The 14,183-nt window shown below is 72.6% G+C and carries 13 protein-coding genes and 3 pseudogenes; 7 read left to right on the top strand and 9 right to left on the bottom strand.

The features are described from left to right. Positions 1 to 54: 54 nt before the first annotated feature. Positions 55 to 678: a TetR/AcrR family transcriptional regulator gene (locus tag ACZ7MX_RS35250; RefSeq protein ID WP_472138218.1), complete on the bottom strand. Its 624-nt coding sequence runs from the start codon at positions 676 to 678 to the stop codon at positions 55 to 57. 130 nt (positions 679 to 808) lie between these two features. Continuing rightward, positions 809 to 1,960, bottom strand: a complete 1,152-nt coding sequence (locus ACZ7MX_RS35255; RefSeq protein WP_472138220.1) for an acyl-CoA dehydrogenase family protein — start codon at positions 1,958 to 1,960, stop codon at positions 809 to 811. A gap of 79 nt (positions 1,961 to 2,039) precedes the next feature. On the opposite strand from ACZ7MX_RS35255, the gene ACZ7MX_RS35260 reads away from it, so the two are divergent. Together ACZ7MX_RS35260 and ACZ7MX_RS35265 are read left to right on the top strand one after the other, a co-directional pair. Next, complete coding sequence (locus tag ACZ7MX_RS35260; RefSeq protein WP_472138222.1) at positions 2,040 to 2,687, top strand: TetR/AcrR family transcriptional regulator C-terminal domain-containing protein; 648 nt, start codon at positions 2,040 to 2,042, stop codon at positions 2,685 to 2,687. Between the two features lie 130 nt (positions 2,688 to 2,817). Continuing rightward, positions 2,818 to 2,988, top strand: a pseudogene (locus tag ACZ7MX_RS35265) (urea transporter); the annotation flags it as partial. A 9-nt stretch (positions 2,989 to 2,997) separates the two neighbouring features. Here ACZ7MX_RS35265 and ACZ7MX_RS35270 read toward each other — a convergent pair. The 6 genes and pseudogenes from ACZ7MX_RS35270 to ACZ7MX_RS35295 all read right to left on the bottom strand — a co-directional run bounded on the left by ACZ7MX_RS35270 (position 2,998) and on the right by ACZ7MX_RS35295 (position 9,841). After that, positions 2,998 to 4,077: a Zn-dependent alcohol dehydrogenase gene (locus tag ACZ7MX_RS35270; protein WP_472138224.1), complete on the bottom strand. Its 1,080-nt coding sequence runs from the start codon at positions 4,075 to 4,077 to the stop codon at positions 2,998 to 3,000. Between the two features lie 76 nt (positions 4,078 to 4,153). Continuing rightward, positions 4,154 to 5,548: an aldehyde dehydrogenase family protein gene (locus ACZ7MX_RS35275; protein WP_472138396.1), complete on the bottom strand. Its 1,395-nt coding sequence runs from the start codon at positions 5,546 to 5,548 to the stop codon at positions 4,154 to 4,156. A gap of 135 nt (positions 5,549 to 5,683) precedes the next feature. Further along, entirely contained in the window at positions 5,684 to 6,694 is a 1,011-nt protein-coding gene (locus ACZ7MX_RS35280; protein WP_472138226.1) for an NAD(P)-dependent oxidoreductase, read from the bottom strand. A 131-nt stretch (positions 6,695 to 6,825) separates the two neighbouring features. Further along, positions 6,826 to 6,966, bottom strand: a pseudogene (locus tag ACZ7MX_RS35285) (MFS transporter); the annotation flags it as partial. 18 nt (positions 6,967 to 6,984) lie between these two features. Next, the gene (locus tag ACZ7MX_RS35290; RefSeq protein WP_472138227.1) at positions 6,985 to 8,439 is read right to left on the bottom strand and encodes a CitMHS family transporter; all 1,455 of its coding nucleotides are present in this window, start codon (positions 8,437 to 8,439) and stop codon (positions 6,985 to 6,987) included. Between the two features lie 766 nt (positions 8,440 to 9,205). After that, the gene (locus ACZ7MX_RS35295) at positions 9,206 to 9,841 is read right to left on the bottom strand and encodes a TetR/AcrR family transcriptional regulator (RefSeq protein ID WP_472138229.1); all 636 of its coding nucleotides are present in this window, start codon (positions 9,839 to 9,841) and stop codon (positions 9,206 to 9,208) included. A 102-nt stretch (positions 9,842 to 9,943) separates the two neighbouring features. On the opposite strand from ACZ7MX_RS35295, the gene hmgA reads away from it, so the two are divergent. Together hmgA and ACZ7MX_RS35305 are read left to right on the top strand one after the other, a co-directional pair. Next, positions 9,944 to 11,299 carry a homogentisate 1,2-dioxygenase gene (gene hmgA, locus ACZ7MX_RS35300; RefSeq protein ID WP_472138231.1) on the top strand — a complete coding sequence of 452 codons (1,356 nt, stop codon included), beginning with the start codon at positions 9,944 to 9,946 and terminating at the stop codon, positions 11,297 to 11,299. A gap of 16 nt (positions 11,300 to 11,315) precedes the next feature. Then, a complete protein-coding gene (locus ACZ7MX_RS35305) occupies positions 11,316 to 12,065 on the top strand; it encodes a GntR family transcriptional regulator (protein ID WP_472138233.1) in 750 nt (249 codons plus the stop codon). Here ACZ7MX_RS35305 and ACZ7MX_RS35310 read toward each other — a convergent pair. Next, the gene (locus tag ACZ7MX_RS35310) at positions 12,040 to 12,969 is read right to left on the bottom strand and encodes a LysR family transcriptional regulator (RefSeq protein WP_472138235.1); all 930 of its coding nucleotides are present in this window, start codon (positions 12,967 to 12,969) and stop codon (positions 12,040 to 12,042) included. The genes ACZ7MX_RS35305 and ACZ7MX_RS35310 overlap by 26 nt on opposite strands. 152 nt (positions 12,970 to 13,121) lie before the next feature. Here ACZ7MX_RS35310 and ACZ7MX_RS35315 point away from each other — a divergent pair. The 3 genes and pseudogenes from ACZ7MX_RS35315 to ACZ7MX_RS35325 all read left to right on the top strand — a co-directional run. Beyond that, positions 13,122 to 13,220, top strand: a pseudogene (locus tag ACZ7MX_RS35315) (NmrA family NAD(P)-binding protein); the annotation flags it as partial. Positions 13,221 to 13,267: 47 nt separating this feature from the next. Continuing rightward, positions 13,268 to 13,846 carry an NmrA family NAD(P)-binding protein gene (locus ACZ7MX_RS35320; RefSeq protein ID WP_472138236.1) on the top strand — a complete coding sequence of 193 codons (579 nt, stop codon included), beginning with the start codon at positions 13,268 to 13,270 and terminating at the stop codon, positions 13,844 to 13,846. Further along, entirely contained in the window at positions 13,846 to 14,157 is a 312-nt protein-coding gene (locus ACZ7MX_RS35325; protein ID WP_472138238.1) for a putative quinol monooxygenase, read from the top strand. Before ACZ7MX_RS35320 ends, ACZ7MX_RS35325 begins: the two co-directional genes overlap by 1 nt. Positions 14,158 to 14,183: the final 26 nt, after the last annotated feature.

Here is a 14,183-nt window from a genome sequence, read left to right on the forward strand (position 1 = left end):
CTCCTCTTCCTCGCTGCTCTCACTGCTCGCGCTGCTCCGGAGTCACCGGGTGTCCTACTGGGCGCCCACCATGCGCAGTACGAGATCGGCGTAGAGGGCGCCGACCTCGTCGGGGGTGCGCGGGCCGTCCGCGGAGAACCAGCGGGCGACGTCGACGCAGAGGGACAGCACCGCGAGGGTGGTGCCCGGTACGTCGTCGGCGCGGAACTCCCCGCTGTCCGCGCCGTCCTGGATGATCTGCCGCAGGAGCCGGTCGGTGCGGCGGCGCAGCCCGGCGATCTCGGTGTAGTGCTCGGGGCTCAGTGCCTGGAGCTCGTACTGGATGACCCGGGCGGTGGTGTGGTGCTCGGCGTGCCAGCGGGCGAAGGTGCGCACCGCGTCGCGGAGCCGCTCGGTGGCGCCGGCATCGGCCTCGGCGGCGGCGCTTATGATGCGCAGCGCCTTCTCGTGGCCGATGCCGCTGATGCGGTAGAGCAGCTCTTCCTTGGTCTTGTAGTGGATGTAGAGGGCGGCCGGGCTCATCCCTGCCCGGCCGGCGATGTCGCGGGTGGTGGTGGCGTGGTAGCCGCGCTCGGCGAACGCCTCGACGGCGGCGCTGACCAGCCGTCGCGCGGCGTCCGGGGTCACCCCGGCCCACTCCTCGCTCTCCTCAGCAGCCCGCTGTGCCGCCGCACCCATCGCGCACCCCGCTCCTCGATCCGCCAGGGACCTTCCTCTGACGGATCGAACACCATACCTGGCTGGTGAGCAAGCGCTTAGGGGCGTCCGGGGGCCCCGACCCGGGTGCGGCGGCGTGCCGGGCGGGCGCTCAGAAGGCCGAGACGCCGGTCAGCGCGCGGCCGATGACCAGCTTCTGTATCTGGCTGGTGCCTTCGTAGAGCGTCATCACCCGGGCGTCCCGGAGGAGTTTGCCGACGGGGTACTCGTCGATGTAGCCGTAGCCGCCGAAGACCTGGAGGGCGTTGTTGGCGGCGCGTACCGCGGCTTCGGAGGCGAACAGCTTGGCCTGGGAGGCGGCGGGGGTGAACGGCTCGCCGCGGTCGATCAGATCGGCGACCCGCCAGGTCAGCAGGCGGGCGGCCTCGACGTCCACGGCGATGTCGCTGATCAGCTCCTGGACCAGCTGGTGCCCGGCGATCGGCTTGCCGAACTGCTCGCGCCGGCCCGCGTAGGCGAGGGCGGCCTCCAGGGCGGCCTGGGCGATGCCGACGCAGCCCGCGGCGACCGACATCCGGCCCTTGGCCAGCGCGGACATCGCGACCGAGAAGCCCTTGCCCGCGGGGCCGAGCATCGCGCCGGCCGGCACCCGGACGCCGTCCAGGACCAGTTCGGCGGTGGCCTGGCCGCGCAGTCCGAGCTTGCCGTGGATCTCGCGCCGTTCCAGACCCGGGGTGTCGGCGGGGACGAGGAAGGCGCTGATGCCCCGGTGTCCGGGGGCCTCGCCGGTGCGGGCGAAGAGCAGCACCACATCGGCCCAGGTGCCGTTGGTGATGAAGGTCTTGGCGCCGTTGATGACGTAGGTGTCGCCGTCCCGGACCGCGCGGGTGGCGAGGTGGGCGGCGTCGGAGCCGGTGCCGGGCTCGGTGAGGCCGAAGCAGCCGACCGCCTCGCCGGAGGTGAGCCGGGGCAGCCACTGTCGCTTCTGGTCTGCGTCGCCCCAGGCGGCGACCGTCTTGGCCACCAGGCCGAGGGAGACCGAGACGATGCCGCGCACGGAGGAGTCGCCGCGGCCCAGTTCCTCGGTGACCAGGACGTAGGAGAGGTGGTCGCCGCCGGAGCCGCCGTACTCCTCGGGGACGGTCAGGCCGAGGAAGCCGAGGTCGCCGAGGGTCTTCACGATGCCGCGGTCGACCTTCTCGGCGCGGTCCCAGGCGGCGGCGTGCGGGGCGACCTCGCGGTCGACGAAGTCCCGGGCGAGCTGCCGGACCGCGGTCTGCTCCGCGCTGAGCTCCAGATTCATCTCGGACCCCTTGTGGACGAGGAGAAGGCATTTAATTAGCACTGCTAGTTTTTGCGGAACAGCCTCTACTATGTGGCCCATGGCCCGACCCCGCAAGCCCCTGCTGAGCCGGGAGCGCATCGTCTCCACGGCGCTCGCGCTGATCGACTCCGAGGGACTGCCGGCGCTCTCGACCCGGCGTCTCGCCGCCGAACTGGGGGTCAGTGGCCCGTCCCTCTACAACCACTTCACCACCAAGGACGAGATCCTCGACGCGGTCGCCGACACGGTCATCGCCCAGGTCGACGTCTCGGCGTTCACCGCGGCGGGCGGCGACTGGCGCACCGGGCTGCTCGGCTGGGCGCGTTCCTACCGCGCCGCGCTCGCCGCCCATCCGCAGATCGTGCCGTTCCTCGCCCAGGGCCCCGGCCGCCGCCCGGCCGGTCTGAAGATGGCCGACGCGGCCTTCGGCGGGATGGTCCAGGCGGGCTGGCCGCCCGCACAGGCCACCCGGATCTGCGCGATGGTCCGCTACTTCGTCGCCGGCTCGGCGCTGGGCTCGTTCGCCCGCGGCTTCGTCGACGACCCGAGCGCCTACGACCCGGCCGACTATCCGCACCTGGGCCAGGCGCACCTCCTGGCGGAGCATCAGCGCCAGGTCGACGAGGGCGCCTTCGAGACCGGGCTGCGGGCGCTGGTGGACGGACTGGCCCTCCAGCACCCCGAACGCGTACCGCCGGGTAGCTGACAGCGGCTGTCAAGTGCGCACGCCTCTGACGGGCAGGGCAGGTGGGCCATGGCGCGGGGGGCGATGTGCACGAGCCGGGCACGGCCATCGCGGCCCCTTCCGGGCCCCTTACGGACGGTTCGTCGTCGAGGTGCTGCGCGGTCAGGCAAAGGTCGATTTCCTGCCGAACGCGCTGACCGGTGTGGTGTTCACGGTCGCCCTGTTCGCGGCGGGGTGGGAGTACGGGCTCTACGGGCTGACAGGCACCGCGGTCGGCACCGCCACCGCACGCGGCCTCGGCGTCGACCGGAGCCGGACCACCGCGGGGCTCCTAGAAGACCACCAGGGACCGGCCGCCCCTGCCCGCGAGCATCGCGTCGAAGGCGGCCGGGATGCCGTCCAGGCCGATGCGGTCGGTGACCAGCTGCGACAGGTCCAGCGCGCCGGAACGGACGTGCCCGGCGATGACCGGCAGATCGCGGGCCGGGTCGCTGTTGCCGTAGACGCAGCCGGACAGCGTCCGGCCGAAGTAGAAGAGCTCCAGGGCCGAGAAGGTCACCTGCTGCTCCTGGCCGCCGATGCCGACCACCGTGGTCCGGCCGCCGCGCCGGGTGGCCGACCAGGCCGTACGGATGGTGTCGGCGCGGCCCACGCACTCCACCGCGGCATCGGTGCCCAACCCCCCGGTGAGCTTGCGGATCCGCCGGGCGGTGTCCTCGCCGGCGGTCACGAAGTCGGTGGCGCCCGCGGCCCGGGCCAGCTCCTCCTTCGCCGGGGAGACATCGACCGCGACGATCGAAGCGGCCCCCGCGATCCGGGCCGCCTGGATCGTGGCCAGCCCCACCCCGCCCACGCCGAAGACCGCCACCGACTCCCCCGCCCGCACCCGGGCGCTGTGGTGGACGGCGCCCCAGCCGGTCAGTACCGCGCAGCCGAGCAGTGCGGCGTCGGCGAGCGGCACCCCGTCCGGCAGCGGCAGCGCGGCCCGCGCGGGCACCACGGTCTCCTCGGCGAAGGCGGCGGTGCCGAGGCCGGGGTAGAGCTCGGTGCCGTCGGCGGTGGTGGCGTACGGGGCGTTCGCGGCGAGGCCGGAGTTCACGCACAGCCAGGGCTCGGCGAGGCCGCAGAAGTGGCAGTCGCCGCAGGACGGCGCCCAGTTGAGGACGATCTGGTCGCCCGGCGCCACCGAGGTCACGTCGGGCCCCACCGCGGTGACCGTGCCCGCGCCCTCGTGCCCGAGGACGGCCGGCGCGGGCTGGCGCAGGGTGCCGTTGGACAGGGAGAGGTCGGAGTGGCAGACCCCGGCCGCGGCGAGCCGGATGCGGACCTCGCCGGGGCCGGGCTCGGGCAGGTCGATCTCGGTGATCGTCAGCGGGGCGTTGACGGCGGGCAGGACGGCGGCGCGGACCACGGGATCTCCTCGGGCCAAGGACAGGGCGGGGCGGGACGGGACAGCCGGGTCGGGGCTGCCGGAGCGGTGCGAGCCCTCAGAACTGCAAGGACTTGGTCTGAAGGTATTCGGTCAGGCCGTGCCGGCCCAGCTCCCGCCCGACGCCGGACTGCTTGTAGCCGCCGAACGGTGCGAGCGGGTTGAAGCGGCCGCCGTTGATGTCGACCTGGCCGGTGTCCAGCCGGCGGGCGAAGGCGACCGCTTCGGCCTCGTCGCCGGCCCAGACCGCGCCGGCCAGCCCGTAGACGGTGCCGTTGGCGATCCGGGCGGCGTCGTCCTCGCCCTCGTAGGCGAGCACGGACAGCACCGGGCCGAAGATCTCCTCCTGGGCGATGGTCATCTCCGGTGTGACGTCCGCGAAGACGGTCGGGCGGACGTAGAAGCCCGCCTCCAGGGGCGCCTCGGGGCCGCCGGCGACCAGCCGTGCACCCTCGGCGACGCCCCGCTCGATGTAGCCGCGCACCCGGTCCTGCTGGGTGGCGTTGACCAGCGGGCCGATCTTCTCGCCGGGGACGTACTTGGCGGCCGCGGCGGCCGCCAGCTCGACGGCCTCGTCGTACCGGTCCCGGTGCACCAGCATCCGGGTCCAGGCGCTGCAGGTCTGGCCCGAGTTGGCCATGACGTTGGCGACCCCGACGGCGACCGCCTTGGCCAGGTCGGCGCTGGGGAGGATGACGTTGGCGGACTTGCCGCCGAGCTCCAGCGCCACCCGCTTGACCGCGGCACCGGCCAGGGCGCCGATCTTCCGGCCGACGGCCGTGGAGCCGGTGAAGGAGACCAGGTCGATCCCGTCGTGCGCGGCGAGTGCCTGGCCGGCGACCGGGCCGAGGCCGGTGACGAGGTTGAACACCCCGGCGGGTATCCCGGCCGTGTCCACGCACTCGGCGAACAGCTGGGCCACCAGCGGGGTGTCCTCGGCGGGCTTCAGCACCACCGTGCAGCCCGCCGCGAGCGCCGGCGCCACCTTGGCGACGACCTGGTGCAGCGGGTAGTTCCAGGGCGTGATCGCCCCGACCACGCCGACCGGTTCGTGCAGCACCGTGGAGTTGCCGATCTTCTCCTCGAAGGCGTACGTACCGGCCAGTTCGGCGTACGAGCCGCAGACCGCGATCGGCGCCCCGGCGTGCACCACCTTGCTGAAGGCGAGCGGGGCGCCGAGCTCGGCGGTGACGGTGGCGGCGATCTCGTCGGCGCGCGCCACCAGTTGGTCGCGGAGCGCGGCCAGCCGGGCGGCGCGCTCCTGCGGCGGGGTGGCGGCCCAGCCGGGGAGCGCGGCGCGGGCGGCGCGCACCGCGGCGTCCACGTCCTCGGCGGAACCGGCCGGGACGGTCGCGATGACCTGTCCGTCGGCCGGGTTGACGACCTCGATCGTTCCGCCGCCCTCGGCGGGCCGCCAGCTTCCGTCGATGTACATCGCGTCGTGCTGCTTCACGTCGTGGTCCTCCCGCGCCGGGCTGGTGGTCATCGCCCCCAAACTAGCGCCGGTAGTTTTCCGCCGCCAGGGAGCCCCGCGCCACCTCCCCGGTGACGGTCGCCACTCCCCCTCGCCCAGAAGGACCGGCCCGGGTCACGCGCCCGTCGAGGACCTCCGCATTTCCTCGATGACGCTGATGAATCCGGCGTCGCCGTGGCCGGCGGCGATGGTGCGGTCCGCCAGCCCCTTGACCGCGTCGAGCACCTCGGTGTTGAGTCCGCGGTGCCGCGCCGCCTCCAGGACGTGCGCGATGCCCGTCGCCTCCATGACCAGGTTGTCCTGGTCACCGGAGTAGGCCCCGCGCTCCAGGTCCTCGGCCATCCCCGCGGCGATCGGCGGCAGGATGGCGGCGATCGTCCCGGTGAACGGCGCGAAGTCCTTCGCCGCCACGCCCTCCGCACCCGCCAGCGCGAAACCGTGCACCAGCCCGGCCATCGCCGAGAAGAAGAAGCCCAGCAGGGCGAGGTCGTACACCGCCGCGGTGCCGGGGTCCTCGCCGAGGAACGGCGCCCGGCCGCCCAGCGCCTTGAGCGTCTCCTCGTACGTCTCGAACGCCTCGCGGGCCCCGCTGTAGAGGACGGTCGCCTCGGGCTTCCCCATGACCGGGGTCGGCACCATGATCGAGCCGTCGAGGTAGTCGATGCCGTGCCCGGCGGCCCAGGTGGCGATGGACCGGGCCCGCTCGGGGGTGTCGGAGGTGAGGTTGACCAGCACCCGGCCGGACAGCCGGGCACCGATCGGCTCCAGGATCGCCCGGACCGCGTCGTCATCCAGCACGCAGACGACCACCAGCGGGGCGGCGGCCACCGCCTCGGCCGCGGTGTCCGCCAACGACGCGCCCTGGGCGACCAGTTCGCCGGCCCGACCCGGCGTGCGGTTCCAGACGGTCGTGGGATGCCCGGCCCGCAGAAAGGCACCGGCCAGCGCCCGACCCATGGCACCGAGACCGAGGACGGTGACGGGGGTGCGGGGGTCGTGGGGGGTTTCGTTGGGGGTGTTGGGTGTGTTGGGGGTGTTGGGGGTGTTGGGGGTGTTGGGGGTGTTGGGGGTGTTGTTCGGGGTGTTGCTAAGGGTGTTGTTCGGGGTGTCCTTCGGGGTGTTCACAGCTGCTCCTCGCGGGCCGCTGCGGGTCCGGCCCGGTGCCGGTCCCGCGCTGCACACCACCCTGCCGCCCTGCGCTTACGGTTCCCTTCGGGTCTGCTTACGGTCCCTTCGGGTCTGCTTACGCGTCCTGTACGGGCTGCCCGGCCCAGGGCGAGGGCCCGGTAGGAGACCGCCGGGCTGGCCGTGCTCACCACTCCCTGTGCGAAGGAGAAGGTGATGACCAGCCGCAGCGGCCGGCTCCTGCCGGGCCTCGCGGGTTCGTTCGCCGCCATCTGTGCGTGCGCGGTCCTCTAGAGGATGCCGAAGAGCAGACCGGCCCCCAGGACGACCAGGGACGTCAGGGCCGCCCACTTGACGGTGAACCTGGTGTGGTCGCCGAACTCGACCTTCGCCATGCCGACGAGGACGTAGACGGCGGGGACCAGCGGGCTGGACATGTGCAGCGCCTGCCCGACGAGGGAGGCCCGGGCGATCTCCACCGGGGCGACACCGTGCGCGGCACCGGCCTCGGCGAGGATCGGCACGATGCCGAAGTAGAAGCCGTCGTTGGACATGAAGTACGTCAGCGGGATGCTGAGGACGCCGGTGACGAGGCCCATGTGCGGGCCGAGCGCGTCGGGGATGCCGGAGACCAGCCAGCGGGCCATGTGCTCGACCATGCCGGTGCCGGTGAGCACACCGGTGAAGACGGCGGCGGCGAAGACCATGCCGGAGACGTTGAGCACGTTCTCGGCGTGCGCGGCGACCCGGGCCTTCTGGTCCTTCATGTGCGGGAAGTTGACGGTCAGCGCGAGCGCGGCGCCGAGCAGGAAGAGCACCGGGATCGGCAGCGTCTGCAGGATGAGCAGGGTGAGCAGCGCGACGGTGAGCGCGGCGTTGAACCAGTAGAGCTTGGGCCGCAGCGTCGCCCGGTGCGGGTCCAGCCCCTGGAGTTCGTCGCCCCCGCCGTCGCCACCACCGTCCCCGGCGCCCGCTGCGGCGTCCGCTCCGGCGCCCCCGGTGCCGCCGCCGGTCCCGCGCGCTGCGGCCGCCGCCCCACCCTTGCCGCCGGCACCCGCGCCGACCAGGACCTGCGCGGTCTCCTTCTCCTCCACGGTCTCGTCGACCACCCGGGTCTCCCCGAGCGTCAGCACACCGAGCCGCTTGCGCTCGCGCCGGCCGAGGACGTACGCGAGGGCGAAGACCGCGACCAGCCCGACCGCCAGGGCCGGGATCATCGGCACGAAGATGTCACCGGCGTCCAGCTTGAGCGCGGTGGCGGCTCGGGCGGTCGGACCGCCCCACGGGAGGGTGTTCATCACGCCGTTGGCGGTGGCGGCGACGCCGGTCATGACGACCAGGCTCATCTTCAGCCGCTTGTAGAGCGGGTAGAGCGCCGAAACGGTGATCATGAAGGTGGTGGAGCCGTCACCGTCGAGCGAGACGATCGCGGCGAGCAGCGCGGTACCGACCACGACCCGCACCGGGTCCGCCTTGCAGAACCGGAGGATGCCGCGGACGACCGGGTCGAAGAGCCCGACGTCGATCATCACTCCGAAGTAGATGATCGCGAACATCAGCATCGCGGCCGTGGGGGCCAGGTCACCGATGCCCTTGAGGACATAGTCGCCCAGGTGGGCGCCCTGTCCGACCAGGACGCAGAACAGCGCGGGAATCAGCACGAGCGCTGCCATCGGTGACATCTTCTTCATCATGATCAGCACCAGGAACGCGCCGATCATGACGAATCCGAGGATCGTCAGCATTTGGGGTACCTCACGTTCGCCCTTGAACATCTGCCGGGGGTGGCGGTCCAGGAACGTTAGGACCCGCAAACTTTTGTTAACAAGACCTTGACACCCGAGCAATAAGCGCAAAAGTGCAGGTCAATCCCACGTACTTTGCGGTGCCGCCCACGTAGCCGTCTGTCCCGCCGTCGGGGTTGCTCACCGTTGCGCTTTGCGGCGCCCCGCACGTAGCCGTCTTTCCCGCCGTGGTTGCTTCTCGCCGTTGCGCCTGCGGCGGGCTGGGTTTGTGGTGGGTGCGGTGACGGGCCTCCGGGGCCGGTGTTTGGGACTGCTGACGCTTTACGTCCCAAACACCGGCCCCTCCGGCCCGTCCCCTCCCGTTGGGGGAAGGGAATGCGGTGCGTGGGGGTGGGCGTTGAGGCATGCAAGGGGGCCTGGGTACCCGTAGGGGACGGTCGAACAGAACCCGTAAGGGTTACGAGCGCCCCTCGCAGGGCCTCAACTCGACCGACCGGGAAGGTATTCCCGACACCCACCCCACCCCACCCCACGACGCGAGCTACGCCCAAGACGACGACGCCCGCCCCCACCGGCCTTCCACCCCCCACTCCCGGGAGGGGACAGACCGGAGGACGAAGTCTGGAGGGCTGTCACCGCACCCGACACACAAACGCCCGCCGCCAGGCGCAACGGCGAGAAGCCCCGCGCCGGGAAAGCCAGCTACGTACGCGACGCCGCAAAGCGCAGCGCCCCGCGGCGGGAAAGCCAGGTACGTGGGCGGAAATTACCCCAGGTACTGGGACAGGTAGGCCCGCAAGAGGGACTTTGCCTCGGCGACGATGGCCGGGTCGCCGGCCGGGTCGACGCGGAATGCCAGTTGCAGCAACGCGTCGGCCGTTTCGACGCCGACGAGGAAGGCCGTGCGGAGGCGTGCGTCGGCCGGGTCCAGGCCGAGGGGACGCGCGAGGAGGGCCAGGAGGCGGTCCGCGACGTCGTAGTTCGCCTGGCGGGACTCGCGCGGCGCGGGGACCGTGAATTCGACCAGGGCGAACCCCGGCACGGTCCGCTTCATGGCGAGGTACTCGTCGATCACCACGTCCATCGCCCGGCGCCACTCCGGCCGCTGCCCCTCCGGTGCGGTCAGCCGGGCGGTGATCCGGTCCGCGTAGGCGTCGAGGTTGCGGTGGGCGAGGGCCTCCGCCATGGCCCGTTTGTTGGGGAAGAAGCGGTAGACCGAGCCGATCGGGACGCCGGCCCGGCCGGCCACGGCCCGGGTGCTCAGGTCCTCGTAGCCGGTCTCGTCGAGGAGTTCGGCGCAGGCGTCGAGGATGCGGGCCAGGCGCTGGGCGCTGCGCCGCTGCACGGGGGCGCGGCGCAGGGAGCGGGGCGGCCGGTCGGGGCGCGGGGTCGGCTGCTGCACCCGTCCATCCTGCCCGCCCTTCCGGCCGGGAGTGTCCGTTGACGGCCCTCCCCCGCAATCCTAAGGTCTTCCATAGGATTCCTTGAGCGGCGGGAGCGCGCGATGACAGGCACGGCCAACGAGCAGGCGAGGAAGACGGCCGAAGGGCTGGTTTATGCCACCGGGTTCGGCAACGAGCACAGCTCGGAGGCCGTCCCGGGCGCGCTTCCGACGGGCCGCAATTCCCCCCAGCGAGCCCCGCTCGGGCTGTACGCCGAGCAGCTCAGCGGCTCGGCGTTCACCGAACCGCGGGCGGCCAACCACCGCTCCTGGCTGTACCGCATCCGCCCGTCGGCCGCGCACCCGCCGTTCGTCCGCGCCGAGCCGCGCGCGGTGCGCTCGGCGCCGTTCACCGAGTGCGCCCCCGATCCCAACCGGCTGCGCTGGAACCCGCTGCCCGCCCCCGAGGGCCCGACGGACTTCCTCGACGGGCTGTGGACGCTGGGCGGCAACGGCGACGCGGCGCAGCGCAGCGGCATGGCCGTGCACCTGTACCACGCCAACGCGTCCATGGAACGGCGGGTGTTCAGCGACGCGGACGGCGAGCTGCTGATCGTCCCCGAGCGGGGCGGGCTGCTGCTGCGCACCGAGCTCGGGCTGCTGCGGGCCGTACCGGGTGAGGTGGCGCTGATCCCGCGCGGGGTGCGGTTCCGCGTCGAGCTGCTGGACGCTGCGCCCGACGGGCAGGGCCCGGCAGCCCGTGGTTATGTCTGCGAGAACTACGGGCAGCCCTTCCGGCTCCCCGACCTCGGTCCGATCGGCGCCAACGGCCTGGCCAACGCCCGGGACTTCCGGGCGCCGGTCGCCGCCTACGAGGACGTCGAGGGCCCGGTCGAGGTGGTCAACAAGTTCTGCGGCAACCTCTGGACCGCCACCTACGACCACTCGCCGCTGGACGTCGTCGCCTGGCACGGCAATCACGTCCCGTACGTCTACGACCTGCGGCGTTTCAACGTCATCGGGTCGATCAGCTATGACCACCCGGACCCGTCGATCTTCACGGTGCTGACCTCCCCGTCCGACACCCCGGGGCTGGCCGGCGTGGACTTCGTGGTGTTCGCGCCGCGGTGGCTGGTCGGTGAGGACACCTTCCGGCCGCCCTATTTCCACCGCAATGTGATGACCGAGTACATGGGGCTGATCGAGGGCGCCTACGACGCCAAGGCCGCCGGGGAAGGGGGTTTCGTACCGGGCGGCGGGTCGCTGCACAACATGATGTCGGCGCACGGGCCGGACCGGGAGACGTTCGACCGGGCGAGCGCCGCCGAGCTGGTGCCGCAGAAGATCGACGACGGGCTGGCGTTCATGTTCGAGACCCGGTGGCCGCTGACGCTCACCGCCCAGGCCCGGGACGCCGGGCATCTGCAGCGCGGCTACGACGACGTGTGGCAGGGTCTCCAGCGCCACTTCCGCCTGTGACACCCGGGGACCGCTCGTGACCACCTTCGCTCCCGACTCGCTGGACCTGAACCGCAAGCTGCCGCTGTGGTACCAGGTCTCGCAGTCGTTGCGCGCCTCCATACTGGGCCGCTCCCCCGACGCCCCGCTGCGGCTGCCCACCGAGGACGCGCTCGCGGCGCACTACGGCGTGAGCGTGCTGACCATGCGGCAGGCGCTGAAGGAGCTGGAGGCGGAGGGGTTGATCAGCCGGCACCGGCGCCGCGGCACCTTCATCGAGCCGGGTGCGCGGCGCGGTGCGCCGGTGCGGCTGCTGGGCTCGGTGGACGCGATCGTGGCCCAGCAGTCCGGGATGGCCACCGAACTGCTGGACCACGGTCCGGTCGCGGTCCCGGCCGAACTGGCCGAGTACTTCCCCGAGTTGACGGAGGTGGCCGGGTTCCGCCGGCTGCGCAGCGACGAGAAGACGGGCGAGCCGACCAATCATGCGCGCAACTACGTGCGCCCCGACGTCGCGGAGCGGATCGACCCGGCGGATCTGCTGCGCTGGCCGATGACGAAGGTGCTGCGGGACGCGGTGGGCGTCCGGATCAGCCGGATCACCGACACGGTCGAGGCCCGGCTCGCCGACCCGGAGACCGCCCGCCTGCTGGAGGTCCCCCTGCTCAGCCCGATCCTCGACTACACGGGTGTCACCTACGACACCGACGGCCGCCCGGTCGACGTCGCGCGCATTCACTACCGGGGGGACCGGTTCTCCTTCACGGTGACGCTGGACGCGCACTGACCGCGCCGCCGGCCCGCGCCGCGGGCCAGAGCTCCGCACACCCGTCGAGGACGCGGGACACCGCCGGATGCGGATGCTCGGCCCGCCAGACGGCGTCCAGGCGGAGCTCGGGCGCGTGCCCCGCGAGGGGCACGAGCGTGATGCCGCGCGGGAGTTGGTGGGCGAGCGAGGCCACGACGAGGTTGACCCCGCGGCCGGCGGCGATACCGGCCCAGGCGTTGGAGCCGGAGGCGGTCTCGTCGAGCACCGGCTCGAACCCGGCGGCCCGGCAGGCACCGGCCACCGCGTCGTAGTAGCCGGGCGCCATGTCGCGCGGCCACAGCTGGAACGTCTCGTCGCGCAGCCCGGCGAGTTCCACGGCCGGGGCCCCGGCGGACGGATGGCCGTCGCCGACCGCCGCCATGAGCGCCTCGCGCCGCACGGTCCGCCGGGCGATCCCTCTCGGGTAGCCGGTCCTGGGCGCGAGCGCGAGGTCGCAGCGGTCCTCCCGCAGCATCCGGCAGACGTCGGAGGCGAAGATCTCCCGGGTCTCCACCTTCAGCCGGGGCGTCCGGGCGGCGAGGTGGGCGGTGAGCGCGGGGAGGGTCTCGTAGACCGCGGTGACCGTGTAGGCGATGCGCAGCTTCCCGGCCTCCCCGTCCGCCACCGCCCGGGCGTGCTGGGCCGCGCGGCCGGCGGCGGCGAGCAGCCGCTTGCAGTCGGCCAGGTAGGCGGCGCCGGCCGGTGTGAGCTCGACCCGGCGGGAGGTGCGGTCCAGCAGCCGTACGCCGAGGGTGTCCTCCAGCGTTTTGATCTGCTGGCTGAGCGCCTGCTGGGCGACGTACACGTCGTCGGCGGCACGGGTGAAGCTGCGGCGCTCGGCCACCGCCACGAAGTACCGCATCTGGCGCAGCTCGGGTTCCATGTGACCGCATGGTAGGGCCGCCCGGCCGCACCCGTCGACAAGCCCGCCTTGTCGGCCGACAACAAGCCGCGCTTATTGATGAGGGGGCCCGCACATAGCGTGGCCCGGGCTGAACGACCAAGTGCAGCAAGCCCGTTGACCCTGGGGGATGCATGATTCTGGTGACAGGTGCGACCGGCACCGTCGGCCGGCCGCTGGTGCGCGCGCTGCGCGCCCGTGGTGCCGCGGTCCGTGCGCTGGTACGTGGCGCGGGCGGTGTGCCGGCCGCCCCAAGGTCGTCCTCCAGGCGGCGATCGGCGTGCGGCACCGGACCGTCCCGGTGCGGTTCTTCGACGCGCACACCGCGGCGCTCGACCACCTCAAGGGCAGCGGCCTGCCGTGGACGGTGCTCGCGCCGAACGGATTCCTGCAGAACTTCCTGGGTCTGCTGCCGGACCTGCGGCGCACCGGCACGCTGGCGCTGCCCACCGGCGATGCCGCCGTGTCGTACGTGGACGCCCGGGACGTCGCCGAGGTCGCCGCCACCGTGCTCACCACGGACGGGCACGAGGGCGCGGTCCTCGATGTGACCGGCCCGCGGGCGTTGGCCCACGACGAGATCGCCGAGCGGCTCGGCGCGGCCCTGGGCCGGGAGCTGACCTACCGTGCGATCACGCCGGAGCAGGCCCGTACCGCCCTGCTCGGCACGGGCATGTCCGCGTGGCAGGCCGACGGGCTGGTCGAGCTTTACGGCCTGTACGCGGCCGGTGCGGCGCGGGTCGTCTCCGACAGCGTGCCCCGGTTGCTCGGCCGCCCGGCCCTCCCGATCGAAACCTTCCTCGCCGACCATGCGACCACCCTGCAGGCCGGCCCCACCCCCTCTCAGGAGAACCACTGATGACTATCGAGTACATCCGTTACACGATCACCGACCCCGCGCGACGGGCCGCCTTCGAGCAGGCGTACGCGGCGGCCGCCGAACAGCTCGACGCGGCGCCCGAGTGCCTCGGGTACGACCTGGCACACGGGGTGGAGGAGCCCGAGCACTACATCCTGCGCATCGAGTGGACCTCCGTGGAGGACCACCTCAAGGGCTTCCGCGGCGGCCCGCACTTCCCCGCCTTCCTCACTCACGTCAGGCCGTACATCGGTGACATCGAGGAGATGAAGCACTACGAGAGCACCCCGGTGACGTCCGCCGGCAGCTGAACGACCGCGGTGCGGGGCCCGGTCCG

The sequence above is a fragment of the Streptomyces sp. NPDC107765 genome (assembly GCF_055657085.1).